This window comes from Microvirga sp. 2YAF29 (genome assembly GCF_052114605.1).
In the GTDB taxonomy this organism is placed as follows: domain Bacteria; phylum Pseudomonadota; class Alphaproteobacteria; order Rhizobiales; family Beijerinckiaceae; genus Microvirga.
In genome coordinates, this window is the sequence record NZ_JBFRFB010000011.1 from 61636 (window position 1) to 88031 (window position 26396).

Annotated in this window: 22 protein-coding genes; 6 read left to right on the forward strand and 16 right to left on the reverse strand. The window is 62.2% G+C overall.

Annotated features, from left to right (window positions below):
• Positions 1 to 842 precede the first annotated feature (842 nt).
• From AB4Y85_RS14915 to cobT, 4 genes are all read right to left on the reverse strand, one after another.
• Positions 843 to 1004, reverse strand: coding sequence for a hypothetical protein (locus tag AB4Y85_RS14915; RefSeq protein ID WP_441985694.1), 162 nt, complete (start codon positions 1002 to 1004; stop codon positions 843 to 845).
• 187 nt (positions 1005 to 1191) lie between these two features.
• A complete protein-coding gene (locus AB4Y85_RS14920) occupies positions 1192 to 1812 on the reverse strand; it encodes a uracil-DNA glycosylase family protein (protein ID WP_441985695.1) in 621 nt (206 codons plus the stop codon).
• A gap of 149 nt (positions 1813 to 1961) precedes the next feature.
• A complete protein-coding gene (locus tag AB4Y85_RS14925) occupies positions 1962 to 2468 on the reverse strand; it encodes a thermonuclease family protein (RefSeq protein ID WP_441985696.1) in 507 nt (168 codons plus the stop codon).
• On the reverse strand, positions 2465 to 3490 hold the full coding sequence (gene cobT, locus AB4Y85_RS14930; RefSeq protein ID WP_441985697.1) for a nicotinate-nucleotide--dimethylbenzimidazole phosphoribosyltransferase: 1026 nt from the start codon (positions 3488 to 3490) through the stop codon (positions 2465 to 2467). Before cobT ends, AB4Y85_RS14925 begins: the two co-directional genes overlap by 4 nt.
• A 160-nt stretch (positions 3491 to 3650) precedes the next feature.
• Here cobT and cobS point away from each other — a divergent pair, with 160 nt between their 5' ends.
• From cobS to AB4Y85_RS14945, 3 genes are read left to right on the forward strand one after another with little or no spacing between them, the layout of a single operon-like run.
• Entirely contained in the window at positions 3651 to 4460 is an 810-nt protein-coding gene (cobS, locus tag AB4Y85_RS14935) for an adenosylcobinamide-GDP ribazoletransferase (RefSeq protein ID WP_441985786.1), read from the forward strand.
• 16 nt (positions 4461 to 4476) lie between these two features.
• Complete coding sequence (locus AB4Y85_RS14940) at positions 4477 to 4677, forward strand: DUF1289 domain-containing protein (protein ID WP_441985698.1); 201 nt, start codon at positions 4477 to 4479, stop codon at positions 4675 to 4677.
• Positions 4677 to 5378: a retropepsin-like aspartic protease family protein gene (locus tag AB4Y85_RS14945; protein ID WP_441985699.1), complete on the forward strand. Its 702-nt coding sequence runs from the start codon at positions 4677 to 4679 to the stop codon at positions 5376 to 5378. Before AB4Y85_RS14940 ends, AB4Y85_RS14945 begins: the two co-directional genes overlap by 1 nt.
• Before the next feature lie 195 nt (positions 5379 to 5573).
• Here AB4Y85_RS14945 and dusA read toward each other — a convergent pair whose 3' ends face one another.
• Positions 5574 to 6569, reverse strand: a complete 996-nt coding sequence (gene dusA / locus AB4Y85_RS14950; protein ID WP_441985700.1) for a tRNA dihydrouridine(20/20a) synthase DusA — start codon at positions 6567 to 6569, stop codon at positions 5574 to 5576.
• A gap of 163 nt (positions 6570 to 6732) precedes the next feature.
• Here dusA and AB4Y85_RS14955 point away from each other — a divergent pair, with 163 nt between their 5' ends.
• Entirely contained in the window at positions 6733 to 7308 is a 576-nt protein-coding gene (locus AB4Y85_RS14955; protein ID WP_441985701.1) for a hypothetical protein, read from the forward strand.
• 30 nt (positions 7309 to 7338) lie between these two features.
• On the opposite strand, the gene ybaK is transcribed toward AB4Y85_RS14955, so the two are convergent.
• The 7 genes from ybaK to AB4Y85_RS14990 all read right to left on the reverse strand — a co-directional run bounded on the left by ybaK (position 7339) and on the right by AB4Y85_RS14990 (position 14434).
• A complete protein-coding gene (gene ybaK / locus AB4Y85_RS14960) occupies positions 7339 to 7812 on the reverse strand; it encodes a Cys-tRNA(Pro) deacylase (protein ID WP_441985702.1) in 474 nt (157 codons plus the stop codon).
• Positions 7813 to 7828: 16 nt separating this feature from the next.
• Complete coding sequence (locus AB4Y85_RS14965; protein WP_441985703.1) at positions 7829 to 8401, reverse strand: urease accessory protein UreE; 573 nt, start codon at positions 8399 to 8401, stop codon at positions 7829 to 7831.
• A gap of 53 nt (positions 8402 to 8454) precedes the next feature.
• Positions 8455 to 8940, reverse strand: coding sequence for a nucleoside deaminase (locus AB4Y85_RS14970; RefSeq protein WP_441985704.1), 486 nt, complete (start codon positions 8938 to 8940; stop codon positions 8455 to 8457).
• Between the two features lie 5 nt (positions 8941 to 8945).
• A complete protein-coding gene (gene xdhC, locus AB4Y85_RS14975) occupies positions 8946 to 9911 on the reverse strand; it encodes a xanthine dehydrogenase accessory protein XdhC (RefSeq protein ID WP_441985705.1) in 966 nt (321 codons plus the stop codon).
• Complete coding sequence (xdhB, locus tag AB4Y85_RS14980) at positions 9908 to 12379, reverse strand: xanthine dehydrogenase molybdopterin binding subunit (protein ID WP_441985706.1); 2472 nt, start codon at positions 12377 to 12379, stop codon at positions 9908 to 9910. Before xdhB ends, xdhC begins: the two co-directional genes overlap by 4 nt.
• Before the next feature lie 4 nt (positions 12380 to 12383).
• Entirely contained in the window at positions 12384 to 13865 is a 1482-nt protein-coding gene (xdhA, locus tag AB4Y85_RS14985; RefSeq protein WP_441985707.1) for a xanthine dehydrogenase small subunit, read from the reverse strand.
• Between the two features lie 128 nt (positions 13866 to 13993).
• Positions 13994 to 14434, reverse strand: coding sequence for a VOC family protein (locus tag AB4Y85_RS14990; RefSeq protein ID WP_441985708.1), 441 nt, complete (start codon positions 14432 to 14434; stop codon positions 13994 to 13996).
• A gap of 193 nt (positions 14435 to 14627) precedes the next feature.
• On the opposite strand from AB4Y85_RS14990, the gene pepN reads away from it, so the two are divergent.
• Entirely contained in the window at positions 14628 to 17279 is a 2652-nt protein-coding gene (gene pepN / locus AB4Y85_RS14995; RefSeq protein ID WP_441985709.1) for an aminopeptidase N, read from the forward strand.
• Positions 17280 to 17479: 200 nt separating this feature from the next.
• Positions 17480 to 19807, forward strand: a complete 2328-nt coding sequence (locus AB4Y85_RS15000) for a PAS domain-containing sensor histidine kinase (RefSeq protein WP_441985710.1) — start codon at positions 17480 to 17482, stop codon at positions 19805 to 19807.
• On the opposite strand, the gene AB4Y85_RS15005 is transcribed toward AB4Y85_RS15000, so the two are convergent.
• The 4 genes from AB4Y85_RS15005 to AB4Y85_RS15020 all read right to left on the reverse strand — a co-directional run bounded on the left by AB4Y85_RS15005 (position 19804) and on the right by AB4Y85_RS15020 (position 26320).
• Complete coding sequence (locus AB4Y85_RS15005) at positions 19804 to 22755, reverse strand: bifunctional [glutamine synthetase] adenylyltransferase/[glutamine synthetase]-adenylyl-L-tyrosine phosphorylase (protein ID WP_441985711.1); 2952 nt, start codon at positions 22753 to 22755, stop codon at positions 19804 to 19806. The genes AB4Y85_RS15000 and AB4Y85_RS15005 overlap by 4 nt on opposite strands.
• Before the next feature lie 95 nt (positions 22756 to 22850).
• The gene (locus tag AB4Y85_RS15010; RefSeq protein ID WP_441985712.1) at positions 22851 to 24272 is read right to left on the reverse strand and encodes a HAMP domain-containing sensor histidine kinase; all 1422 of its coding nucleotides are present in this window, start codon (positions 24270 to 24272) and stop codon (positions 22851 to 22853) included.
• Between the two features lie 10 nt (positions 24273 to 24282).
• Positions 24283 to 24981, reverse strand: a complete 699-nt coding sequence (locus AB4Y85_RS15015) for a winged helix-turn-helix domain-containing protein (protein WP_441985713.1) — start codon at positions 24979 to 24981, stop codon at positions 24283 to 24285.
• Positions 24982 to 25117: 136 nt separating this feature from the next.
• Positions 25118 to 26320 carry a S1C family serine protease gene (locus AB4Y85_RS15020; protein ID WP_441985714.1) on the reverse strand — a complete coding sequence of 401 codons (1203 nt, stop codon included), beginning with the start codon at positions 26318 to 26320 and terminating at the stop codon, positions 25118 to 25120.
• Positions 26321 to 26396 lie beyond the last annotated feature (76 nt).

Sequence of the window (26396 nt, forward strand, 5' to 3'; positions counted from 1 at the left end):
AAAGGAGAATGCTGCCTTGGGCCGCTGACCTTAAGGACCTGGTGCTCGGACTATCTCGAAGTCAGCGCTCAACTCGTTCTCGAACGCGGCTCGACTATAGACCTCTCCTTTGCCCCTGATCTCGTATCGCGGCTCTTCGCCGCCTGAAGGCAGCAGCCTGGTAATGGTGAACGTCCCGGTCCAGCTGGGGCTGAGAAAGCGCTTGCCTGTGAATGTCACGTTTTGTCCGCACGCATAGAGATGATAAGTCAAGTCTTGGTCCTTTCGTGCCGAATAACGGCGCAGGTGCATATTTAGAGAACGGCGACACAGAGCATCCCAAAGCCGAAAACGGCGAACATAGCTGCGTAGGACAAAATGGTCCTTTGGCTATCAGTCAGCACGGGCCTGCTATGGGTCATGCCGCTAATGCCTTGCTAGACGAGGCTTCTCGTTCTTGTGCCGTGTTCTGCGAGGCAGGCTGTCCCAAGGAACCAGATTGAAGTTCGCCGCTTCGTTCATGAGATTGCAGTCCAGAAAACTTGGAAAATCTGGCTGCTGGGAAACGTTCATGGGCAAGCCGTCTCGGCTGAGTTCGTCCTCGCCGGCGACGCAATCAAACGGTCGGGAAGCGGAACGGATTTGATACTGCGGATTGGAACGCCTTGAATCCAGGCACTGAATGACCGTGTAGGGCTGCCTGCAGATCAGATGAGGAAATCGCTGCTCCGTATAAAGAACACGCTCTCCAACAGCATAATGATGGGCTCTCATAAGAGGCCTCCTTCATTCACGGAGTTCGTGCAGGCCGCCATGCACGAACGGGAGCTCGCACCGATGCGGTCTATCAAAGGGCCGTTCGATCAGAAGCGCCGATCCAAACTCCATATCTCGACATCCTTGGCTGCAACCTCGTGAGACAATACGTAACGCTCTTGCACGACGCCGATCAGCTGAGCCTTTGTCTTGATATGCTCGAGGTCCGCTGTAGTGAGCCGATCCCACTTGGCTTGGGCATCGCGCATATGGAGCTTTAAAAAAGGGCTCTCATCTTGAGAATATGAAATATGCGACATGTAATTTTCCTGAATTATATTGATATAAGCATCCCTTAACCTTGATAGTTCCAAATTATCGTAAATATTTTAGCCCTAGTTTATTTTTTGAATATCTCAGTTTTATCTTATTTTCCATTTCATGACTACTTTCTCATTAGAAAAGTTCACGAATATTCTCCCGCAAGACAGGCAACAATTCGTGCTCGAACCAGGAATTAGTCTTAAGCCAGCCGTTGTTGCGCCAGGAGGGATGCGGCAGCGGCAGGATGCGCGGCTTTTGCGGATTGCTTAGGAGCTCCCGCCAGCGTCGGACGGTCTGGGTCAGGCCGTCGCGGAAATCGTCGCCGAGATGCCAGGCTTGCGCGTATTGGCCGATCAGCAGAACGAGTTCGAGATTGGGCAACGCCTCGAACAGGGGCTGTCGCCAAGTCTGCGCGCATTCACGCCGAGGCCCGAGATCGCCGCCTTTGGAATCCTGCCCCGGAAAGCAGGAGCCCATGGGCACGATGGCAACCTTCGAGGCGTCGTAGAAGGCCGCTTCATCGAGCCTCAGCCAATCACGCAGACGAGCGCCGGAGCGGTCCGAGAACGGAATGCCGCTGACATGGGCGCGGGTGCCCGGCGCCTGGCTCGCGATGCACAGCCGAGCGCTCGCGCTACCCTGGATGATGGGTCGCGGCTCATGGGGCAAGGCCCCGCCGAAAAATGGCGCATCGCGACAGATGCGGCAGGCCCGAAGCTTGCCTGCGAGTTCATCGAAATCGGGAGGATTCATTTCCCTGAAATGGGGATTCAGGCGCGCTTTATCGAGCGCTCGCCTCTGCGAGAATACGTCTCAGAAAGAGCGTGCCGCCCACGGGCGTCTCGTAATAGGCCTCCATTGGCTCGAAACCGAATTTTCGGTAGAGCCCTATGGCGCGCAAGTCAGCCTGACTGCCTGCGCCGCCAGTCCTGAGGACGCTCGAACTCGCCGGACCAGAGGCCCGCGGAGCGGCTTTGCGCGCGGAATTCCTGCATGTCGTAATCGCGCCCATAGGAGACGGCCCAGCCCTGCTCGACCATCCGCGCGCCGATATCCACGCCGCCGATCGTACAGCGGGCGAGGATGCGACGATAACGGTCGCGGCCTGATGCGCGGCACTGGATGGGCTCACCCGAAATCATGTCGATCAGAGCGCGGCGAGCTACATCCCCGCAGCGATAGGAGCGCCTGTCCCGCGAGCAGGTCTGCTGCATTTCGGGTGCATCGATTCCCTTCAGGCGAATGCGTGTGTCGCCGATGCGGATCGTGTCGCCATCGGTTACCTGGGCCCGGCCATCGAGGTTGCGGTCATTGGGTTTAAGCGCAATGCCGGCCCCACCAGCGAGCGCCAGCGCGATGATGAGAGATTGGATGCCGCTTTTTCCGAAGCGGCGGCGTCGACGTCTCACGATATGCGCTCGGACACTCCAGCCTGCCCGAAGGTCGCCATGTCGCGATGGACCTGGGCCGCTGCCTTGATCAGCCCTGCCGCCAAAGCCGCGCCGGAGCCTTCGCCGAGACGCATGCCGAGCGCCAGCAGCGGGATCTTGCCGAGGCGGGTCAGCACATCCTGGTGCGCGCCCTCAGCGCTCAGATGCCCAGCGACGCAATGATCGATGGTGGAGGGATGGATCGCATGCAGGATCGCGGCTGCGGCGGTGGCCACATAGCCGTCGAGCACGACGGGAATCTTCTGAAGCCGCGCGGCCAGGATCGCGCCCACGATGGCCGCGATCTCACGCCCGCCAAGCCGGCGAAGAACCTCAAGCGGATCCTTCAGGTGCTCGCCGTGATGGGCTATGGCGGCATCGACGGCAGCGATCTTGCGCTTCAGGCCTTCATCGTCCACGCCCGTGCCGCGCCCCACCCAATGCGCGGCGGGGCCACCATAAAGGGCGGTGTAGATGGCGGCGGCCACCGTGGTGTTGCCGATGCCCATTTCGCCGACCGCCAAAAGGTCCGTGCCGCCGGCAATAGCCTCCATCCCAAAGGCCATGGTAGCGACGCAGGCCTTCTCGTCCATGGCGTCGGCCTCGGTGATGTCGCCGGTAGGCATGCCGAGGGCAAGGTCGAACACCTTGAAGCCCAGGCCATAAGCCGCGCAGATCTGGTTGATGGCAGCCCCGCCCGCTGCGAAATTCTCGAGCATCTGGCGGTTCACGTCGGACGGGAAGGCTGAGACGCCCTTCGCCGTCACGCCATGGCTGCCTGCGAAGACACAGACCAGCGGGCGGTCCACTGTGGGTTTCGGCTTGCCCTGCCATGCGGCGAGCCATTCATTGATATGTTCGAGGCGGCCCAGGCTGCCCGCAGGCTTGGTGAGCTGCCGGTCGCGCATCCGCACCGCCTCAACGGCAGCCTCGTCCGGACCGGCCATGGTCGTAATGAGGCGGCGGATATCGTCGAAAGGTGAGGATACGGGATCAGTCATGGAGGGCTCCAGCCCATCGGGCATTGCAGAACGCGAAGAGGCGTGACCTATAAGCATTTTCCGGCGAAGTGGACACCGGTTCACCGCAAGAAAATGCGGTAAGCCACAATCTGCAAATTGCGTGGGGTGAAGCATGTCCGAGCAAATAGACAAGGCCGAAATGCCGCCGATGAGCTTATGGCAGGCCATTGCCGTAGACTTAGCCCATTGCCTGCGCTTCTATTCCCGGCTTCCGGTGCCAGTCCTTCCTTTCGAGCATAACGCCCATGCGCTGCCGGATTTTCAGCGCCTCGTGCGGGTGCTGCCCATCGCGGGGCTGATCCTGGGGCTGCTGCCTGCCCTCGCCTTCGCATGGGCCCTGTTCCTCAATCTCGGCCCTTTCCTGGCAGCGGCCCTGGCCGTCGCGGTGGCGGTGATCACTACGGGTGCCTTCCATGAGGACGGCTTGGCAGATACGGCCGACAGCTTCGGCGGCTCGACCCAGGAGCGGCGCTTGGAGATCATGCGGGACAGCAGAATCGGCTCCTTCGGGGCTGCGGCCCTGTTCCTAGGTCTCGCCCTGCGCATCGGAGCCCTGGCGATGGTGGCGACACGAACGGATTGGCTTATCGGCGCTACGGCGATCCTCGCGGCTGCCTCGCTCTCCCGCACGGCCGGCCTCATGCCCCTCACCTTTCTGCCGCCCGCCCGCGCGGATGGCGCGGCCCAGGCCGTGGGGCAACCCTCCCGCGACAGCTTCTGGTTTGCGGCGGGACTGGCCGGAATCGTCACGCTCGTGCCTGGGCTCCTTGCGGGAATCCCCTTTGGCGGCATCGTTCTGATGCTCCTGCTCTCTGTCCTTTCCGGGTGGGCGATGATGCGGCTGTCCCTGCGCCATCTGGGCGGCCAGACCGGCGACATCGCGGGCGCCACGCAGCAGGTGGCCGAGATTGCCGCGCTGATCGGCCTCTTGACGGTCCTGCAACCGTAACGCCATGTGAGAGGTCATGACCCGCGTCTCCAGCCCCTGCATACGCGTCTGCATCCTCGACCCCGAAACGGGGCTTTGCGAGGGCTGCGGCCGCACGCGGGACGAGATTGCGAGCTGGTATCGGATTCCGGAAGAAGAGCGCCAGCACATCATGACGGAACTCCCTGAGCGCATGCGGCAGGCCTTCATGCCCGACAAGGACAAGAAGGTTTCCTGATGCCAGGGATTCGCGGCGCAGGCGGCCTTCTCCTCATCGCGGCCCTGGCCTTGGGACTGTTCGCCGAGCGGAACATCGCCGACCTCTCGCCTTTTGAAGCAGCTGCCCTGCTGGGATTGGGCGGCGCATGCCTCATCATGGCGGCCTCCATCGTGGAGGGTTTCGGGCGCCACTGGACCTATGGCGTGCAGGCGATTGCCGTCAGCGGCGGAATTCTCGTTGCGCTTCTCGTCACCCATGCCTCGCGGGGTGAGTTGCATGCGGTGCTCGACCGCGCCATCGGCGACATCGCGTTGGGCCGCACCGTCGTCACGCCGGAGGGAGAAGTGGTCGCCGCCCGCAAGACCGATGGCAGCTTCCTGGTCCAGGGTAAGGTCAACGGTCACGACGCGAGCTTCATCTTCGACACGGGCGCAAGCACCGTGGTCTTACGCGCCGAACACGCCAAGGCCCTCGGCTTCAAGCCGGATCAGCTGGACTATTCCATCCCCGTCTCGACCGCCAATGGCAGTGCGCTGGCCGCCTCCGTGGTGATCGACAGCCTGTCCGTCGGTCCCATCACGGAGCGCAATGTCCGCGCGCTCATCGCCCGCGAGGGCGTTCTGCACGCCAACCTTCTAGGCATGACGTTTCTGGAACGATTGGGATCGTATGAGGTGCGAGGGAACAGGCTGATCTTGCGGTCGAAAGAAAGCATCTGACACATAGGGTCATCCCGGACGAAGCGCAGCGCAGATCCGGGATCGTTGGCAGAATGAAGCGGCGAACGATGCACCTTCTTCGGCGACGTTGGTGCTTATGGGTTCCGGGCTCTCGCTATCGCTCGACCCGGAATGACAGTGATTAATACTGCACCCGATCCCGGATCGGCTTTGCCGTCCGGGATGTCAGCTTGATTATTCCGCTGCCGCCTCGAGCGCCGCGACTCTCGACACCTGCGCCACCGCATCCCGCAGAGTCTGCAAGTTCGCGCCGGGCTTCACGGCCTCGGTCGCCAGATGCCGGCGATAGGCCCGTGCACCTGGGCGGCCGGTGAAGAGGCCCAGCATGTGGCGGGTGATGTTGCTCAGGCGCTCGCCCTTGGCGAGCTGCTCTGCGATATAGGGCTCATAGGCCTCCACTGCCTCGAAGCCGTCCGCAACCGGCGGCTCCTCGCCGTAAAGCTCGGCATCGACCGCGAGCAGGATTTCCGGCTCGTGATAGGCCACGCGGCCCAGCATGACACCGTCCATGTGCTTCAGGTGTTCGCGGATCTCGTCCCAGGTCTTGATGCCGCCATTGATGGCCATAGGCAGTCCGGGCCGCTCCGCCTTCAGCCGATAGACGCGAGGGTAGTCGAGGGGCGGAATATCCCGGTTTTCCTTCGGCGAGAGACCCTTGAGCCACGCCTTGCGGGCATGGACCGTCAGCTCGTCGCAGCCGGCGGCCACTACGTTGTCGGTCAGGCGGTTCAACGCCTCTTCCGTATCCTGATCGTCCACCCCGATCCGGCACTTCACCGTCACCGGCAGGGAGACGGCGGCCTTCATGGCGGCCACGCACTCGCCCACCAGAACCGGCTCCTGCATGAGGCAGGCCCCGAAGCGGCCATTCTGCACCCGGTCCGAGGGGCAGCCCACATTCAGGTTGATCTCGTCATAGCCGAACTCGGCGCAGATCCGGGCAGCCTGGGCCAGCTCTTTCGGATCGGACCCGCCCAGCTGCACCGCCACCACATGCTCGGCCTCGCTGAAGCCGAGCAGCCGCTCGCGCGGCCCATGAATGACTGCGCCCGTCGTGACCATCTCCGTATAAAGCCGCGCCCGGCGCGACATGACGCGATGGAACGCGCGGCAATGCCGATCGGTCCAGTCCATCATGGGGGCAACGGAAATCTTGCTAATATCAGTCACTTATCAGCCCCAGTCGGTCCAATCACTTTTCATACACATTACTTTCTCTCCCCAGAAAAGCTTCATGGTTTCAATAGGGTCGAGTGCGGAAATGCTGATTTAGGATTATTTCAGATTACTCCGTACAACAGATGGCGGCACAAAAATACAGGGGCAAGGCTAGATGTTTGACGAGCAGAAAATCAAACGACTGCTGGATCATCGGATGCAATCGGTAGCGACGTTGAACTGGGCTTTGGGCCTGAAATCGCGCTGGGACGAAGTGCCGACGATTGCGGTCTACATCGACGGCAGTTTGCAGATCGAAGGAAATCTTCATGCGATCACCAACCCAATGCTTGAGGTTGGACTGGTGCACTGTCGTGCACTGCTCGAATTCTTAGGACTGTGTGACGAGAGAGGGAAGCTCGGTCAGATCAAGAAACGGCACAACACTGACGTTGGTGTTGAGCATTTTCGCAACGCTGATGGCCTCCTGAAGAAGGTGCAGCCAGCGGTTGCTTTAGGCCGATATGACGGGGGCCAGGGCGAGGCCGAGCAGGCGCTAGTGAAGATCTTGCACGTCACCAATAAGGGGCTGGCTCACAATACGATGAGCCTTATCGAAGACCCGGGCGACTCAAAGCTTATCGAAATAGCCAGCCGTGGCGTGCCAGCTCTAATGATCAGCTACTTCTACACGCCACTCGGTTTGCTGCCCCCAGAATCCAGAATCACGAGCCGTCCGCGGGAGGCGTAGGACCACTTCCAGCTTCTGGCTGTTACGATCTTACCCAATCACTGCCGCAACCTTGGCCTCCAGCACCGCTGCTGCGTCTTTCGGCTTGAGCTTCACCTGAAGCCCGCGCTGGCCGCCATTCATGAAAACCTCCGCGTGCGTGAGGGCCGTTTCTTCGATCACGGTCGGCACGCGCTTTTTCTGGCCGAAGGGGCTGATGCCGCCGACGTGGTAGCCGGTGATGCGCTCCGCCTCCGCCGGATTCATCATCTGCGCCGTCTTGCCGCTTAAGGCGGCGGCGAGCTTCTTCAGGTTCACTTCCATATCCGAGGGAACGACGACGCAGGCGGGCTTGCCGTCTACCTGGACCATGAGCGTCTTGAGCACGGAATTGGGATCGGCGCCCATGGCTTCCGCAGCCTGGAGGCCGATGCGTTCCGCGTTCGGATCGTACTCATAGGTATGGACTGTGAAGGCGACGCGGGCCTGCTGGAGCACCTGCGTCGCGCGGGTGGTCTTGGACATGGGAGGCCGTCAGCGATCAGTGATCGTGCTTGTGCCCGTGATGGTGACCGCATCCGCAGCCGGGGCCATGCTCGTGGTGATGATCATGATCGTGGGAATGCGCATGATCATGATGATCATGGCCATGGTGGTGATCGTGACCGTGATGGTCGTGAGAGCAGACATGGGTGCTGCGCTCCGGCTTGAAGGGACGCTCAACGAGCGTCACAGTGCAGCCCTGCCCGCGCGCGAGCTCAGCCAGCGCCGGATCGTTCTCGATGTAAAGGGCATCGTTCGCGATCTCGGCGAGGCCGTGATTGCTGCCGAGGTGCCATGCGAGGCGCATGAGGCGGAGCGGGTTTTCCGCCTTCACTTCCAGCAGGCCTTCGGACTTGGCCTTGACCTGCACGAGACGGCCATCCTCGAGACGCAGCGCGTCGCCGTCGTTGATGGTGGTTTCCATGTCGAGATCGAGATGGATCTCGGTTCCGCCATCGCCCTTCAGATGGTCATGACGGCGGTTGCGGGCCTCATGGTCGAGCGTCACTGTATCGATGACACGGTCGGCCTTCACGGCGGGCTTGCGGACGATGGTGGTAACGCGGGGCATGGTTCTGTCTCGTGAAAATCGGATGTCTTGAAGATAGGAAGCGTCGCCGGAATTTAGTACTCGACCTTGTCAGTCTTGCTCGCCCAGGCATCGAAAACCGACTTGGCCTCCAGGCTCGGCTGGTGATCCATGGGGATGATGCGCTCCGGAATCGGCTTGGGGATCTCGTCGTAGATCAGGCTGTCGTCGAATCCGATATCAGCCGCATCCTGCCGCGTATTGGCGAAGACGATGCGCGATACGCGGGCCCAGTAGGCCGAGGCAAGGCACATGGGGCACGGCTCGCAGCTCGTATAAAGGGTCGCGCCCTCCAGCGAGAAATCGCCGATCTCCTGGCAGGCCCGGCGGATCGCCGTGACCTCCGCATGGGCGGTAGGGTCGTTCGCCGAGGTCACCTGGTTCCAGCCTTCGGCCAGCACCTTGCCGTCGCGCACGATCACGGCGCCGAACGGGCCGCCGGCTCCGTCGTCCATATGATGGCGGGAGAGGTCGATGGCGCGGGCCAGATAAAGCCGATCTTGGTTCTTTGTTTCGCTCATAGGAGCTATTTATCGTTTGAAGCGACGGGAAGCGAGAGATTTCGGCCGAGCTCGGCCCGCTCCCGCGCCTGCAAAAGCTGGGCCGTGACCGACGCGGCGATGACCGCCGGGTCCTTATCCGCAATGCCGGGCAGGCCGATGGGGCAGACCAGGGAGGCGATGCGGTCCCTCTCCAGCCCAAGTTCCCGGAAGCGCTTTTCGAATCGCGCCCGCTTGGTCGCGCTGCCAATGAGGCCCACATAGGGAAAGCCCCGTTTCAGGGCCGCCGCTGTGATCGCCATGTCGAGGGGGTGGTCATGGGTCATGACCAGGATGAGGGAATCCGGCCTTGCCCCGGCGATCTCGGCCTCGGGGTCGCGCATGCGGATGGCGGAAGCGTTGCCGGGAAGATGGGCGGGAAAGGCCTCCTCGCGGTCGTCGAGCCAACGCACGGAGAACGGTAGAGGCGCCAGGGCCAGCACGAGCGCGCGACCCACATGGCCTGCCCCGAAAATCAGCACGGGGGTGCGATTCTCGCCATGGGTCTCGTGCCAGCCGGTTCCGACATCGTCGCCCACCGCCGAACCCACCTCACGCCGGACACGGTCATTCTCCATCCGGCATTCCACATCGAACAGGCCGCCCTTGTCCTCGGCAGCGTTCAGAGGTGCGATATCGGGCAGATCGCGCTTATCGAAGGTCTCGATGAGAATTTTCACGCGCCCGCCGCAGCATTGGCCGAGATCGGGACCAAGAGCCTGATCGATGATGCGTGCCGGGCCACGTCCGCGAGCCAGCATCTCACGAGCGATGTCGAGCATGAGGAATTCGAGCTGCCCGCCGCCGATGGTGCCGTGGAACGCCCCATCCGGCCGCACGACCATGCGCGCGCCCGCTTCACGCGGAGCGGAGCCCTTGACGTCATGTACGGTGATGAGAGCGGCAGCGCCGTGCCGCGTGATGAGGTCGGTGAGCTGTCGCCAGGCTCTCACCCCATCGGCCTCCCTCGCAGCGCCTCGCAGGCGCGCAGGATCGCCTCGGGCGTCGCGGGCGCATCGAGCGGCACGGGCTTGATTGGGTCGAGCGCATGCACCGCGTCCGCCAGCGCGCAGAACACGCTGTTCGCCAACATGATCGGCGGCTCGCCTACGGCCTTGGAGCGATAGATCGTGTCCTCGCGGTTGCTGTTGGGATAAAGCGCGACGCGGAAATCGGCGGGCACGTCGGATGCCACAGGGATCTTGTAAGTGGAGGGCGCGTGCGTGAGGAGACGCCCCTCCTTGCTGAACACCAGTTCTTCGGTCGTGAGCCAGCCCATGCCCTGCACGAAGCCGCCCTCGATCTGGCCGACATCGATGGCTGGATTCAGTGAGCGTCCCACATCGTGCAGGATGTCGGCACGCAGCACGCGGTTCTCGCCGGTGAGCGTGTCGACGATGACCTCGGAACAGGCCGCGCCATAGGCGAAGTAGAAGAACGGGCGGCCCGTGGCCTTGGCGCGATCCCAGGTGATCTTCGGCGTCTTGTAATGTCCGGCTTCCGAGAGGGCGACGCGGGCGAGAATGCACTTCTTCACCAGCTCGTCGAAGGGGACACTCTCATTGCCGATGAACACGCGGTCGTCGCGAAATTCGATCTGGTCCTCGGGGATGCCATAAGACTCGGCGGCATAAGCGATCATGCGCGTCTTGATCGCGCCCGCCGCGACCTTCGCCGCCATGCCGTTGAGATCGGAACCGGAGGATGCTGCCGTCGGCGAGGTGTTGGGAACCTTCGCGGTCGTGGTCGCGGTGATGCGCACGCGCTCCATGGCGATGCCGAATTCCTCGGCGACCACCTGCGCCACCTTGATATAGAGCCCCTGCCCCATCTCGGTGCCGCCGTGATTGAGATGCACGGAGCCGTCCTGATAGACGTGTACCAACGCGCCCGCTTGGTTCATGTGGGTCAGCGTGAAGCTGATGCCGAACTTCACCGGCGTGAGCGCGATGCCCTTTTTCATGATCGGCGAAGATGCGTTGAAGGCTTTGATCTCCTCGCGGCGCATGCGGTAATTCGAGGTATTCTCCAGCGTGCGCACAAGATTGTGGAGCGTGTCGGTCTCCTCCACCTCCATGCCGTAGGGCGTGTGGTTTTCGCCAGGCTTGTAGAAATTGGCATAGCGCACATCTAGCGGGTCGCGCCCTGTCGCCCAGGCGATCTGGTCCATCACATGCTCGATGGCGAGCATGCCCTGCGGACCGCCGAAGCCACGGAAAGCCGTGTTCGATACGGTGTTGGTCTTCAGGCGCTTGGAGGCGATATGGACGGCGGGCATCCAATAGGCGTTATCCGCATGGAACATGGCGCGGTCCACGACCCCGCTCGACAGGTCCGCCGAATAGCCGCAGCGGGCCAGCAGATCGACCGTATAGCCCTGAATGCGTCCCTCTTCATCGAACCCCACCTGCCAGTCGCACCGGAAATCGTGGCGCTTGCCGGTGAGGATGAAATCGTCGTCGCGGTCGAGGCGGATCTTGCACGGCCTGCCCGTAATCTGCGCGGCAAGCGCCGCCGTCACGGCCCATTGTGTCGCCTGGCTCTCCTTGCCGCCGAAACCGCCGCCCATACGGCGCGTCTCGCAGGTGACATAGGCATCGGGAATGTCGAGCACGCGTGCCACCACATGCTGCACTTCAGTGGGGTGCTGCGTGGAGGAATAGACATGCACGTCGCCGTCCTCGCCCGGAAGCGCGAAAGCGACCTGCCCTTCGAGGTAGAAATGCTCCTGCCCGCCGACGCGGAAATGGCCATTGCACTTTTGAGGCGACGAGGCGATGACAGCGTTCGGATCGCCGCGACCGTAAGCGTAATCAGGCAGCACCGTCTCGCCGCGTTCCAGCGCATCCTCGACCGTGATGCTGGGTGCCTCGGATTCGATTTCCATCACCGCCTTCTTGACCGCACGCCGAGCGACATCGCGGGTGGTTGCAACCACGGCGAAGACGGCTTGGCCGAGGAAGCTGATTTCGGAATCGACGAAGAGCGGATCGTCACCGAAAGCGGGCGACACATCGTTCTTTCCGGGAATGTCGGCAACGGTCAGAACCGCGACGACACCGGGAACCGCGCGGACGGCGGAAACATCGAGGGAGACCAAGCGCCCGCGCGCTTTCGGAGCCTGCCCAATCGCAACATGCAACGTGCCCTCGGGCTCGCGAATGTCGTCGATATATTGCGCGACGCCCTGCACGTGCTTGGGACCGGAATCGTGCGGAAGAGATTTTCTGATGTGGCGCAGCGCTTCCACGGTTCCACCCTCCCCTTGAGGGGGAGGGTCGGAGCGCGTCTGCGCTCCGGGGTGGGGTGGCAGCGCGACGCTGTCTAATGTGGTGTTTTCCACCCCCTCCCGCGCCTGAGGCGCGACCGCCCCCCTCGAGGGGGAGGTGTTGGCGGCGGTGAGTTTTGGTTGCTCGTTCATCGCCCTACTCCGCCGCTTCCAGCGGCTCGCGCTGGCCGATGATCCGGGTGGCGAGGGTCTGGCCTGAAGCGGTTTCGCTCAGGGCCTTGAACACGAGATTGCGCGCGACCGTCATGCGATAGGCGGCTGAAGCGCGGTGATCGTCGAGGGGCTGGTAATCGCGCGTGACCGCGGCCATCGCTGCGCCCCAGGCGAATGAATCGTCGAGGGAGACGCCGACGATCGCCGCTTCGGTTTCCATCGCTCGCTTCGGAATGCCCGCAAGGCCACCAAAGGCAATGCGCGCTTCGGCAATGCGCCTTCCTTTGAACGTGAAGCGGAAAGCACCCATCACGGCTGAGATGTCCTCGTCGAACCGTTTCGAGACCTTATAGGCACGGAAGGCCTGATGCCGCGTCAGCTTCGGCACGATGACCTGCCGCACGAACTCGCCGGGCTGCCGGTCCTGCTTGCGATAAGCGATGAAGAATTGGTCGAGAGGAATTCGGCGAAGGCTTTCGCCCTTCCGCAGTTCAAGCTCCGCGCCAAGAGCAATCAGTGCGGGCGGAAGATCGCCGATGGGTGAGCCATTCGCGATGTTGCCCCCGACCGTACCGGAGGCGCGCACCTGCGCCGAGCCGAAGCGGCGCATGAGCTCTCCGAGATCGGGATCGATATGAGCGAGGCTCCCGTAAGCCTCTGCGTGGGTAGCGGTCGCTCCGATGGAGAGTTGGGAATGAGAATCCTCAATCACATCGAGGCCTGCGACCCGTCCGAGCCAGATGATTTTTTCGAGTTCCGCCATGCCCTTCGTGACCCACAGGCCGACATCGGTGCAGCCGGCGACAAGCGTGGCGTCGGGATGCTGTGCATAAAGGTCCGCAAGCGATTTCTCGGTAGCAGGTGCCGCAAAGAAGCTTATCTGACTTCCGATGAACGCATCCCGTCCATCGGCGAGACCGGAGAGGTCCTGAGCCGTCTGCGCTTTGGCATGCCGGAAAGCATCGTCAGGCTGATGAGAACAGGCCTCGATGGCTGCATCGGCAATCGGCCGGTAGCCCGTACAACGGCAGAGATTGCCCGCGAGCGCGTCGTTCACTGCATCGCGACTTAAGGGACGCTCGCCCTTATGGTACAGCGTGAACAGACTCATCACGATTCCGGGCGTGCAGAAGCCGCATTGAGAGCCATGATGCGACACCATGGCCGCCTGAACCGGGTGAAGCTCCCCACCGGATGCGAGATCCTCGACTGTGACGATCTCCGCGCCGTCCACCTGCCCAAGCAGTAGGATGCAGGCATTGACGGGTTCGTAATGGACCTCGCCGCCCCGCACCCGTCCGATGGCGATGGTGCAGGCGCCGCAATCGCCTTCCGCACAGCCCTCCTTCGTGCCGACCCGGCGCTCCTGAAGTCTCAGGTAGTCCAGGAGCGTGGTGCGTGGGTGAAAGCCGGAAGCTTCGATGAGCTGTCCATTCCGCCAGAAGCGGATCGCGTCTCGTACCAAGGTAATCCTCCGCCGGGTTCAAGCCCGGACTGTTATGGTGATCCGGGTAGAATGACGGAGCAAGGTCTTTTCGCCAAGAGGCGACTTACGCTGCGTTATCCAACGTGAGCCGCCCCATGTGCCGAAGCTTACCAGTTGCCGGTATTCGGCATGGAGGCCCAGGGTTCCTGAATCGGCCTGGGCTCGCCGCGCTGAAGCAGCTCGATCGAAATGTTGTCGGGGGATTTGACGAAGGCCATGTAGCCGTCGCGGGGCGGACGGTTGATGGTGACGCCTGCCTCCATGAGCTTCCGGCAGGTCTCGTAGATATCGTCGACCCGATAGGCCAGATGGCCGAAGTTACGGCCGCCGACATATTCTTTCTCGTCCCAGTTGTGGGTCAGCTCGAGAAGCGGAGCCTTTGATTCCTTCGCCTTCTCCACATCGCCGGGAGCCGCCAGGAAGACGAGGGTGTAGCGGCCCTTCTCGTTGTCCGTACGGCGGACTTCCACGAGGCCGAACTTGTTGCAGAAGAAATCAAGGGATGCCTCGATATCCGAGACCCTGACCATGGTGTGGAGGTATTCCATTACGCTCTCCCGAATGTGTCGCGGGTACGTGATGGCGCTTTTGGCGGGGAGATCAAGTAAGATGGACTACTACCCTCTGAAAAACCCTTGGATTTGTTCACCGGGATAAACAGAAGCGATTTCGGACAGGCTTGCGCCCGCCCGCGGATGCCGTCACGCTTCGACGCAATCATATTTCGAGAAAGAATTGCCGATGCGCACCGATACTGCCCAGGTCGTCCGTCTTGCGGATTATCGCCCCAGCGACTTCCTGATCGACCGCGTCGAGCTGGACCTGCGGCTGCATCCCACGGCAACGAAGGTGACGGCCACGCTTCATATGCAGCCGAACCCGGCGGGACGCGCTGATGCGCCCCTCGTGCTCGACGGCGACGAAGTCAGCCTGAAAGGCCTCTCCCTCGATGGACGCGTTCTCGATACGGCCGAGTATGAGGCCTCACCCCAGGTCCTGACGATCAGCCAGCCGCCTCGCCAGCCTTTTACCCTGACCATCGAAACCGAGATCGATCCGACGGCGAACACCAAGCTGATGGGGCTTTACCGTTCGAGCGGCAATTACTGCACGCAATGCGAGGCGGAAGGCTTCCGCCGCATCACCTATTTCCTCGACCGTCCCGATGTGCTGGCCGTCTACACCACGCGGATCGAAGCGGAGCTCGAGGAAGCGCCGGTTCTGCTCGGCAACGGCAACCCGGTTGAGAGCGGGCCTATCGAGGGGATCAATCGGCATTATGCCGTGTGGCACGATCCGCACCCCAAGCCCTCCTATCTCTTCGCCCTCGTCGGCGGACGCTTGGGCCGGGTCGGCAAGAGCTTCACGACCATGAGCGGCCGCAAGGTCGAGCTCGCCATCTATGTTGAGCCTGGAAAAGAGACCCGCGCCGATTACGCACTCGACGCGCTGGAGCGCTCGATGGTCTGGGACGAGCGGGTCTATGGCCGCGAATACGACCTCGACGTGTTCAACATCGTCGCCGTGTCGGACTTCAACATGGGCGCCATGGAGAACAAGGGCCTCAACATCTTCAATGACAAATACGTGCTGGCCTCGCCCGAAACAGCCACCGACGTCGATTACGCGAATATCGAAGCGATCATCGCCCACGAGTATTTCCATAACTGGTCCGGCAACCGGGTCACCTGCCGCGACTGGTTCCAGCTTTGCCTGAAGGAGGGACTGACGGTCTTCCGCGACCAGGAGTTCTCCTCCGACGAGCGCTCGCGCCCCGTGCATCGCATCTCCGAAGTGAAGACCTTGCGGGCGCGACAGTTCCTGGAGGATGGAAGCCCCCTCTCCCATCCCGTGCGCCCGACCCAATACCGCGAGATCAACAACTTCTATACCGCCACGGTCTATGAGAAAGGCGCCGAGATCGTGCGCATGCTCAAGACGATCATCGGCGACGAGGATTTCCGGCGCGGCATGGACCTCTATTACGACCGCTGCGACGGCACCGCCGCCACGGTCGAGGATTTCCTGAAGGCCTTCTCCGATGTGACAGGCCGCGACCTCTCCCACTTCGCCCGCTGGTACGCCCAATCGGGAACGCCGCGCGTGAGCGTGCAGGGGTATTATGACGAGACGGCCAAGTCCTACCGCCTCGACTTCAAGCAGGAGACGCCGCCAACACCGGGCCAAGCCACCAAGGAACCTATGGTGATCCCGGTCGTGCTCGGCCTCGTAAGCGAAAACGGGCAACCGCTAAGCGCCACATGCGAGCGCGTGAACCAGCGCGGCGTGTTCGTGCTCGACAAGGGTGAAGACAGCGTCATGTTCACAGGCGTGGCCTCACGCCCGGTGCCCTCCCTGTTCCGTGGCTTTTCTGCGCCCGTGAAAGTCTCGCTCGATTTTTCGAACGAAGACCTGCTCGTTCTGTTGCGGCACGACATGGATGCGTTCAATCGCTGGCAGGCGGCGCAGAGCGTAGCCATGCGAACCCTCGTCGCCCTTTCGACCGGCAAGACCGTGACGGGTGACGAGCTGAGCGCCCTCGCCTCAGCCTTCCGCTCCTTCATGGAAACGGATGCACTGAACGATCCGGCCTTTGCCGCGCTCGTGCTGACCCTCCCGAGCGAAGCCGACATCGCGCAGGAGATCGGCAGGGATGTGGATCCCGATGCGATCCATCGCGCACGCAAAACGCTGCGCCGTCACATCGGAAAGACCTGCTTCGATATTCTGCAACATTTCTATAGTTCCTTAAGCACCTTGGAAGCCTACAGCCCCGATGCGGCAAGCGCGGGCCGTCGTTCCTTGCGCAATGCCACTCTCGACCTCATTGCGGCGGCTGATCCCGCAGACGGCGAAGCCTTGGCGAGCAAGCAGTTCGAAAATGCCGGCAACATGACGGACCGTCTTGCTGCGCTCGGTGTGTTGATGACGTTGCCCGGAGACGTGCGGGAGAAAGCCATCGCACGCTTCGAGGACTTGTATCGCGATGAATCGCTCGTGCTCGACAAATGGTTCACGCTGCAGGCGGCCATTCCAGAAGATGGCACTCTTGATCGCGTGAAGCACCTGATGACTCATCCTGCCTTCTCTCTCAACAACCCGAACCGGGTGCGTTCACTCATCGGCAGTTTCGCGATGTTGAATCAGGTTCAGTTCAATCGAATCGATGGAGCCGGTTACGCGCTGCTTGCAGCCATCGTGCTGCGCGCCGACGAACTCAACCCGCAACTCGCCGCGCGACTCCTTACAGCCTTCAGTTCATGGCGGATGATGGAACCGACTCGCCGCGCTCATGCGAAGCAGGCTCTGCTCTCGATTTCGCAAAAACCCAACCTTTCTCGCGATGTAGGAGACATCGTAAACCGATCGCTCGAAGAGAGTGAGGCGGCTTAGGAATCCAGGATGTTTGTCACCTGTCGCTGCGGGATTATCCAAGGAATCCCCAGCGTCGGGAGGCAATGAACATTTTTTATTAACCTCAACGTTCACATAGCTAGACAAATCACCCGCCCGTGATTCTATTGTCAGTGATTCGGAGAGATGCGGCACGTCCTTCCGAACAAGGACAGTAATGGTTCCGAAGGGAGCATCGCATGGCGGGGGCGGTGACCGCATGCGTACCCGCGCGTGCGGGTACGATTCTAGGGGTAGCGCGTTCAGACGCGAACCCGGCCTATCGCAGGCTTGAGCAATATGAATCCCTGCTCAGGCTTGCTGTTCCGGCCGTACTCATTCTTTTTCTTGTAACGCTTGCAGGCAGCGCGTGGGTGCAGATCCGCGACGGTCGCAAGGAAACGCTTCGCGACGCCATCCACGATATCGACATCATCGCTTCCCTCTCGGCTGCGAAGCTTGGCGCCTATCGGGCTCCCGAGGGCAAGGCTCAGGCCGTTGCACTCGTGAACGCTCTGGCCAAGGACATGCCGGCGAGCGCCCTGTCGCATAACCGCAGCCTCCTCCTCATCGATCAGGCCGGCACCGTTCTCGCCGTTTATCCGGCAGGCGAGGGCGCACCTCAGACTCTCAGCGAAGTGCTGGGCGACGCGCAGCCTCTCGCGCTCTTTGCCGACCGCGCCGGCGTCATGACCATCAAGCTGAAGGACGGCAACGAAGGCATCGCGACCGTTCGTTCGCTCGCCGCCTCCTCCGGTCAGGTCGCCGTGGTCCAGCCGCTGCCTCATGTGCTGGCCGGCTGGTGGACCCGCACGATCGGCCACGTCTCCTTGCTCGGCGCGACCATCGTCGTGCTGCTCGGCATCGGCATTGCCTACATGATGCAATCGAACCGCGCCCGCGCCGCCGACGAGGTCTGCGAGAAGGTACGGGACAGGATCGACTCCGCCCTCAACCGCGGCCGCTGCGGCCTGTGGGATTGGGATATCGGACGCGGACGCATCTACTGGTCCGACTCTATGTACGAGCTTCTCGGTTACGAACGTCAGGACGAGTTCCTCTCCTTCGGCGAAGTGAACACCATGATCCATCCCGAGGATCAGGATCTCTATACGCTCGCCGAGCAGCTCGCCTCCGCCACCACTTCGCTCGTCGATTATGAGTTCCGCATCCGCAGCATCAGCGGCGATTGGGTGTGGCTGCGCGCACGCGCCGAGTTGATGAACGATCCCGACGACGCGGCGAGCCACCTTGTCGGCATCGCGGTGGACGTGACCGAGCAGCGTGGCCTCGAAGAGAAGACCGCCCGCGCCGACGCCCGCCTGCACGATGCCATCGAAGCGATCTCCGAGGCCTTCGTGCTGTGGGACGCCAACAACAACCTCGTGCTTTGCAATTCGAAGTTCCAGAAGCTTCACGAGCTACCGGCTGGCGCTGATCTTCAGGGCAAGTCCTACGCCGAAGTCATGGCGCTTGGCCGTCCGCCGGAAGTGCAGCACCAGTTCCTGCGCCGCGAGCAGCAGGATGTGGGCGCCCGCACCTTCGAGGCGCGCCTTCAGGATGGCCGCTGGCTGCAGATCAACGAGCGCCGCACGAAGGATGGCGGCTATGTGTCGGTGGGTACGGACATTACGGCGCTCAAGCGCCACGAGCATCGCCTCGTCGAGTCCGAGAAGGAACTCATCGCGACCGTTCTCGATCTCAAGCAGTCGCGCCAGAAGCTGGAAGCGCAGACGCATCAGCTCGCCGATCTCGCGGAGCGCTATCTCGACCAGAAGGCACAGGCCGAAAGCGCCAACCGCGCCAAGTCCGAATTCCTGGCCAATATGAGCCATGAGCTGCGCACGCCGCTCAACGCCATCATCGGCTTTGCGGAAGTTATGCAGAGCGGGATCTTCGGAAACCTCGGCTCGGACAAGTACGAGGAATATTGCACGGACATCCGCTCCAGCGGCGAATATCTCCTGTCGGTGATCAACGACATCCTCGACATGTCGCGCATCGAGGCTGGCCGCACCACGCTCACGAAACAGCCCATCGAGGTCCATGCCTCGATCCAGCGCGCGCTCAAGCTGGTGAGCGAGCAGACGAAGGCCAAGGACCTTTCCGTCACCGTGGACGTGAGCCCCGAGGACATTATCGTGCCCGCCGACGAACGGGCCCTGCACCAGATCCTCGTCAACCTGCTCCAGAACGCCACGAAGTTCACGAGCGAAGGCGGCTGCATCACGGTGCGTACCCGTCAGGCGGGCGACGCCATCAATATCTACGTGGAAGACAACGGCATCGGTATTCCCGATCACGCCCTCCACAAGCTGGGCCAGCCCTTCGAGCAGGTGGAGACCGAGTTCTCGAAGAGCTACAAGGGCTCGGGCCTCGGACTCGCCATCGCCCGCTCGCTCACCGAGCTCCACGGCGGCTCGCTCCGCATCAAGAGCCAGGAAGGCGTCGGCACCATCGTGCTCGTCCACTTGCCTCTCACCGAAGCCACCAACGCCGATATCGCGCTGGCCGATACGGCGGCTTAACGAAGCATACGCTCGAAGATCTCCCGCACTTGCTGGCGGGTGGCGTTCAAGTGATTCAGCAGCACCTTCGCGTCCGGTAATCCAGCCACTGTTGCCAGCCGCTTGAGGATCGCAGGCGGCACAGTCGCGGGATCGAAATCGCCCTCAATCGTCAAACGCTGCCATTGGAAGATGGCGTTGAACAGGCGATGCGCCTCGATCAGGTTGCGGGCATCGTCCTCGCTGATGAGGCCAGCCTTGCCGGCCTCCTGGAACATCGCTTCAGGTGCTAGTCCGATCAAGGTTATATGCTTTGCGCCATGAGCCAGCACGAGGGCCTGCGCGATAAAATCGAGATCCGTCAGGCCGCCTTTGGCGAGCTTGAGATCCCACGGGTTGTCATCGCCCTTTTCCTGCGCGATGAGGCCGCGCATGGAGCGGACTTCGGACGCAACGTGCTTCCATTCCCGCTTGGCCGCAACGATCTCTCTCACCGCTTCATTGACAGGCTCCGCAATTCCAGGCTCGCCGACGAGCAGACGGGCACGGGTGAGCGCCATATGCTCCCAGAGCTCGGCCTCGTTGTGCTGGTAGCTAACGAAGCCCTTGAATTGCGAGGCGACGGGACCTTTTCCACCCTGCGGACGCAGACGTAGATCGACCTCATAAAGCAAACCGCGCCGCGTCGGCACCGTGAGCGCCGCCACGAGGCGCTGCGTCAGACGTGTGTGATAGACCACGACATCGAGGGGGCGGCTTCCCGTGCTGTCGCGATGCTCCTCATCGAAATCGTAAAGGACCACGAGGTCGAGATCCGATCCTGCCGTCAGTTCGCGCGTGCCAAGCCTGCCGAGGCCGAGGATGGCGACTTGCGCGCCCGGAACAATGCCATGTTCCGCCTCGAATTCCTTGCGCACCTGTTCGTACGAGACGCGAACGATGGCCGTTGCGATGGCGGCATAGGCCTCACCGGCCTGGGCTGGCGAAATGATGTCGGAGAGAAGCCGGGCGCCGGTGATGAAGCGCATCTGCCGCGCCGCATCGCGGGCACGGTCCAGAAACTCTTCGTAATCGCCGGGCGTACCGACGAATTGGCGCACCTGCTGTTCGATCAGGTTCCCATCGACGAGCGGAACGCTAAAGGCTGGATCGATGAGAACGTCGAGAACGTGCGGAGATTGCGCGACGGTGCTGGCGAGACGCGGCGCGGTGCCGAGAAGATCGGCGAAACGCAGGCGCAACTTGTCGTGGGATTGGAGAATAGTGAGCAGTTCGACAGCCGCGGGCATGCGCCCGAAGGCGCGGTCGAGCGCATCCAGGGCAGCATCCGGGTCCGCCGTACCGCCAAGGGCCGAGAGCAAGGCCGGCGTCAGCTCAGTGAGGACTTCACGGGCGCGTGGGCTGGTGATGGCGGGGCGGCGCCCAAAATGCCAGCCGCGGACGGTTTCGGCGACTTTTGCGGGATCGCGGAATCCCATGCGCTGCAGCGTGGCCAGCGTTTCCGGATCATCCTCGGTGCCGGTGAAAACGAGGCTGCCGGTATCGGAGGCGAGTTCCGGGCTCTCCTCGAACAGAAGCGCGTAATGGCCCTGCACGATCTTGGCTTGATCGGTGAGAGCCTTCGCGAAAGCCTTGAGATTGGGATAGCCGCAGAATTTCGCGAAACGCTTCAGCTCATCCTCGTCGGACGGCAGACGCTGGGTCTGCTCGTCGGCCACCATCTGCAAGCGATGCTCGATGGTACGCAGAAAGCGATAGGCATCGGAGAGCTCGTCGCGGGCCTGGGCAGTGATCCAGCCCTCATCGTGGAGCGCCGCCAGCATGTCGAGCGTCCGCCTGCCGCGCAGGCCGGGACGGCGGCCTCCGAAGACGAGCTGTTGCGTCTGCACGAAGAACTCGATCTCGCGGATGCCGCCGCGTCCGAGCTTGATGTCGTGGCCTACGACCGCGATCTGGTCATGCCCGCGCACGGCATGGATCTGCCGCTTCATCGCGTGGACATCGGCGATGGAGGCGAAGTCGAAATATTTGCGCCAGATGAAGGGACGGAGTTCCTGCAGGAATGCTTCGCCGAGACCGACGTCACCGGCGATAGGCCGCGCCTTGATGAAGGCGGCACGCTCCCAGTTCTGGCCCAACGTCTCGTAATAGACATAGGCCGAGGCCAGCGACATGGCCGTCGGCGTGGAACCCGGATCGGGGCGAAGGCGATAATCGACGCGGTGCACGTAGCCATCGGCGGTCCGCTCCTGCAGCAGCCGCGCCAGTTGCTGCGCGATGCGCGTGTAGACCGTGGCAGCCTCCGCTCCCTCTTTCAGAGCGGTTGTTTCCGAGTCGAAGAAAATGACGAGGTCGATGTCGCTGGAATAGTTGAGTTCCCCTGCCCCATGCTTGCCGAGAGCCAGCACCGTTACGCCAGAGCCCTCACCCGGTGCATCGGGTGAGGGCAGATTGATGCGCCCGAGATCCGCGGTCTCCATCAGAACGAGATTGAGCCCCCCGGCTACCGAAGCATCGGCGAATTCCGACAAGGCGCGCGTCACCTCCTCCACGCTCCACAATCCGCCGATATCGGCGAGAGCAACGAGGAGAGCATGGGCATTGCGATGACGCCGGAACTCGCGGGCTGCATCATCGCGCGTCAGTCCACTGGATCGGATCTTACGGAAGAGATTGGCCTGGCTCTCGACGAGAGCGCGATGACTCTGCTCAGGCTCATCGAAGGCGAGCCGCGCCACGCGAGCCGGATCGCTCACGATCAGTTGCCAAAGGAAAGGGGAATGATCCGCGACGGAGAGGAAGAGCTCTTGGAGGAGGCCGCCTTCCAGGTGCGGCAGCAATGGTGAGGCCTCCGGCTCTTTGCGGGCACGGTCCCGGAAGTCCGTCAATTGGGCCTTGGCCCGCTTTGAATCGGAGACAGGCGGCGCCTCGACGAGGCGGCTGAGGAGAGAGCGGGTCTGGTCCGTCACAGGCAATCCATCGGGTTCCGGCAGGAGCCCCGAGTTTTCACGGCCTCGCGCGGGAGGCAACCGAAAACTTGAAGCCAGGCTCTCCGACTTCCGGCTCAGGCCGCCGATTGTAAGGCCGGTGGCGGAGCCGCCATTTCCTTGAGCGGAAGGGCCAGGACCACTCTCAAACCGGGCTCATTGTCTTCGAGCACCAGCTGCCCGCCGTGAAGCCTCGCCACGGCCGCCGCTAGGCTGAGGCCCAGCCCGAAGCCTGGACGCGAGCGCGCCGTCTCGAGACGCACAAAGCGCTCCAGCACGTGGCTGCGCTCCTCCTCCGGGATGCCGGGGCCGCGATCGGCGACACAAATCCGGACTTCGCCACCAACCTGTTTGGCGCCGACCGCAATCGCAGGCGCACGGCCATCAGTGACCACGCCGTATTTCAGAGCATTGTCGAGCAGGTTGGCCATGGCCTGACCCAGCAGCTCGCGGCTTCCATGCACCGGCAACCCGCTCTCGACGGAAACATCCAGCGTGACCCCGGCCTCCTCGGCCAGAGCCTCGTAAAGTTCAGCCACGTCGCGCACCGCCTCGGCGGCATCGAAATCCGCAAGCGCCTCACGGGCATTGTCGGCTTCCAGCCGTGCGATCATGAGAAGCGCATTGAAAATGCGGATCAGGTTGTCGCTCTCATCCAGTGTGGCTTCGAGCGCTGTTTTCAGCTCATCGGGAGTCTTCGCCGTCCTCAGGGCTTCGTCGGCCTTGTTGCGGAGGCGTGTCAGGGGCGTCTTGAGATCGTGCGCGATATTGTCGGAAACCTCGCGCATGCCGCGCATGAGTTCGCCGATCCGGTCGAGCATGGCATTGAGGTTCTGCGCGAGACGGTCGAGCTCGTCACCGGTTCCTGCAATCTTCAACCGACCACCGAGATCACCTGCCATGATATCGCGGGTGATCTCAGTCATGTCGTCCACGCGCTTCAGGACACGCCGGGCGATGAACCAGCTTCCCAGAACGGCCAGAACGCCGATGAAGAGAAGCGAATAGCCGAAGGCGCGATGAATGATCTCGCGCAGGCGAATTCGCTCTTCGACATCGCGGCCGACAAGCAAGCGAAAGCCGCCGGGCAGCATGTAGACGCGCACGAGCGCCACACTGGGCTTCGCGTCGGTTTCGTCCGTACGGTTATAGAGTGTTTCGAATTGGCCGACGTGATCGATGACGCCCGGGGGCAATGCACCGATATTGCCGGCGATCCGCTCGCCCTCCGTGGTCGTGACGAGATAGAGGGATGCGCCCGGCGCGCGAGAGCGGCGGTCGACGATATTGACGAGGCGGCGCAGGCCGCCATTCCGATACTGCTCGGAAAGCCCGGCGATCTCGGCCTCGATGGTCGAGACGAATTGATCCGTCAGTAGCCGCTGCGCGCTCCAAGCCACGTAGCCGAGCGTGCCAAAGGCGAACAATGTGAAGACGAGCAGGTAAGCGAACGAGAGCTTGAACGCTGTGGTGCGGAAAAGCTTGCCGAGGGCACTCATGGAGGCCCTCTCATTCCTCGCCCTCCACCGATCCCACGCGGACCATGTAACCCGCGCCTCTGATCGTGTGGATGAGCGGCTTGTCGAATCCCTTGTCGATCTTCGAGCGCAGACGGGAAACATGCACATCGATCACGTTTGTCTGTGGATCGAAATGATAATCCCACACATGTTCGAGCAGCATGGTGCGCGTCACGACCTGATTGGCGTTCTTCATGAGGTATTCGAGCAGCCTGAATTCACGGGGCTGCAGCATAATCTCATGGCCGGAGCGCGTGACGCGATGCGACAGCCGGTCGAGTTCGAGATCAGCGATGCGATAGACCGTCGGTTCCGCGCTCGGCGTCGAGGCTCGACGGCGCGAGAGGACTTCGACGCGAGCCAGAAGTTCTGAGAAGGCGTAAGGTTTGGGGAGATAATCGTCGCCGCCGGCGCGCAGGCCCTTCACGCGGTCATCGACCTGCCCCAATGCGGAAAGGATCAGAACCGGGGTCTCTACCTTCTGCTCGCGCAGCGAGCGGATCAGGGACAGGCCGTCGAGCTTCGGCAGCATGCGGTCCACGACGAGCACATCATAATCCCCTTCCTCGGCCATGGCATAGCCATCGAGGCCATCGGCGGCGTGGTCCGCCACATGACCCGATTCACGAAACGCCTTCACGAGGTAGGAGGCCGCCTCTCGGTCGTCCTCAATGATCAGAATCCGCATAGCCTGTCTATAACACTAAAACGCCCAACGGCAGGCCGGCCTTGGAGGGGAAGAAGGCCAGCCTGCCGTGGGCAGAAGACACCAGGTGTCGGGGGCGATCAACAGTTAAGCCTGGTGTCCTACACTTTTCGAAGGATCAGGCGCCCTTCGGCTGACTCGCGACCTCCAGGGTCACGGTCCGCTCCTTGCCCTCACGCCATAGGGTGAGCGACAGGGACTTTCCGGGCGAGACCTGGGCCACCTTGCGGGACAGATCCTTCGCTTCCTTGATAGGCTGGCCGTCCACGGCGATGATCGTGTCGCCGGTGCGGACGCCGGCCTTGGCGGCGGGGCTGTCCTTCATGGCCTCGGCCACGAGGGCGCCCTTGGGCTCTTTAAGGCCGATGGCCTCGGCGATCTCCTTGGTCACCGGCTGCATCTGCACGCCGATGAAGCCGCGAGTCACGGTGCCAGTGCTCTTGAGCGACGCTACGACCTGCTCGACCGTGCTGGACGGGATGGCGAAGGCGATGCCGACACTGCCGCCGGACGGAGAATAGATTGCCGTATTCACGCCTACGACCTCGCCGGAAAGGTTGAAGGTCGGACCACCCGAATTGCCCTTGTTCACGGGCGCATCGATCTGGATGAAGTCGTCATAAGGGCCTGCGCCGATGTCGCGATGCTGGGCCGAAACGATACCGGCGGTCACCGTGCCGCCGAGGCCGAAAGGGTTGCCCACTGCCAGCACCCAGTCACCGATGCGGGCCTTCTGATCGGCAAGACGCACATATGGGAAATCACTGCCGCCATCGACCTTTAGCAAGGCCAGGTCGGTCTTCGCGTCGGTACCGATCAGCTTGGCAGGAAGCTCCTTGCCGTCATCCATGGTGACCGTGACATCGGAGGCATTGTCGACCACATGGTTATTGGTCACGACATAGCCATCAGCCGAGATGAAAAAGCCGGAACCCAGTGCTTGGCCGAATTGACGCGGCTGCTGACGGCGGCCCTGTTGACCGTCCTGCTGATCCCGAAACTGACGGAAGAAGCGTTCCATGGGGCTTCCGGGCGGGAAATCGGGGACGGAAAACTGCTGGGCTCCCTCATCGTCGCGAGAGGCAACATTCTGCACCTTGACCTTCACCGCCACGACGGCAGGCTTGACCTTATCGATCATGTCCGCGAAGGACGGCAAACCTTGGACCGGCTGCGACATGGAGCGCAGTTCAGCATGGGCGGCATTGGGAATGATCAGGCCGCTTTCGACGGCACCGCCGGCGATCAGGGCGGCAACAGCCGCAGCGCCGAGCCATTTCGCGGTGCGCTTGCGGACGGGAGTGGAAACCTTGTCCAACATGTCTTGTATCTCCTGGAGGAACCCTTGTGGGTTCGTCATGAGAGCAAGATGGGGAGTGCCGCCTTACGGTACCCTC

Excerpts from the sequence above, each read along its gene's own strand:
- AB4Y85_RS14915 (WP_441985694.1), bottom strand. The coding sequence starts at position 1,004 with ATGCGCGATGCCCAAGCCAAGTGGGATCGGCTCACTACAGCGGACCTC.
- AB4Y85_RS14920 (WP_441985695.1), bottom strand. The coding sequence starts at position 1,812 with ATGAATCCTCCCGATTTCGATGAACTCGCAGGCAAGCTTCGGGCCTGC.
- cobT (WP_441985697.1), bottom strand. The coding sequence starts at position 3,490 with ATGACTGATCCCGTATCCTCACCTTTCGACGATATCCGCCGCCTCATT.
- cobS (WP_441985786.1), top strand. The coding sequence starts at position 3,651 with ATGCCGCCGATGAGCTTATGGCAGGCCATTGCCGTAGACTTAGCCCAT.
- AB4Y85_RS14940 (WP_441985698.1), top strand. The coding sequence starts at position 4,477 with ATGACCCGCGTCTCCAGCCCCTGCATACGCGTCTGCATCCTCGACCCC.
- AB4Y85_RS14945 (WP_441985699.1), top strand. The coding sequence starts at position 4,677 with ATGCCAGGGATTCGCGGCGCAGGCGGCCTTCTCCTCATCGCGGCCCTG.
- AB4Y85_RS14955 (WP_441985701.1), top strand. The coding sequence starts at position 6,733 with ATGTTTGACGAGCAGAAAATCAAACGACTGCTGGATCATCGGATGCAA.
- ybaK (WP_441985702.1), bottom strand. The coding sequence starts at position 7,812 with ATGTCCAAGACCACCCGCGCGACGCAGGTGCTCCAGCAGGCCCGCGTC.
- AB4Y85_RS14965 (WP_441985703.1), bottom strand. The coding sequence starts at position 8,401 with ATGCCCCGCGTTACCACCATCGTCCGCAAGCCCGCCGTGAAGGCCGAC.
- AB4Y85_RS14970 (WP_441985704.1), bottom strand. The coding sequence starts at position 8,940 with ATGAGCGAAACAAAGAACCAAGATCGGCTTTATCTGGCCCGCGCCATC.
- xdhB (WP_441985706.1), bottom strand. The coding sequence starts at position 12,379 with ATGAACGAGCAACCAAAACTCACCGCCGCCAACACCTCCCCCTCGAGG.
- AB4Y85_RS14990 (WP_441985708.1), bottom strand. The coding sequence starts at position 14,434 with ATGGAATACCTCCACACCATGGTCAGGGTCTCGGATATCGAGGCATCC.
- pepN (WP_441985709.1), top strand. The coding sequence starts at position 14,628 with ATGCGCACCGATACTGCCCAGGTCGTCCGTCTTGCGGATTATCGCCCC.
- AB4Y85_RS15000 (WP_441985710.1), top strand. The coding sequence starts at position 17,480 with ATGGCGGGGGCGGTGACCGCATGCGTACCCGCGCGTGCGGGTACGATT.
- AB4Y85_RS15010 (WP_441985712.1), bottom strand. The coding sequence starts at position 24,272 with ATGAGTGCCCTCGGCAAGCTTTTCCGCACCACAGCGTTCAAGCTCTCG.
- AB4Y85_RS15015 (WP_441985713.1), bottom strand. The coding sequence starts at position 24,981 with ATGCGGATTCTGATCATTGAGGACGACCGAGAGGCGGCCTCCTACCTC.
- AB4Y85_RS15020 (WP_441985714.1), bottom strand. The coding sequence starts at position 26,320 with ATGTTGGACAAGGTTTCCACTCCCGTCCGCAAGCGCACCGCGAAATGG.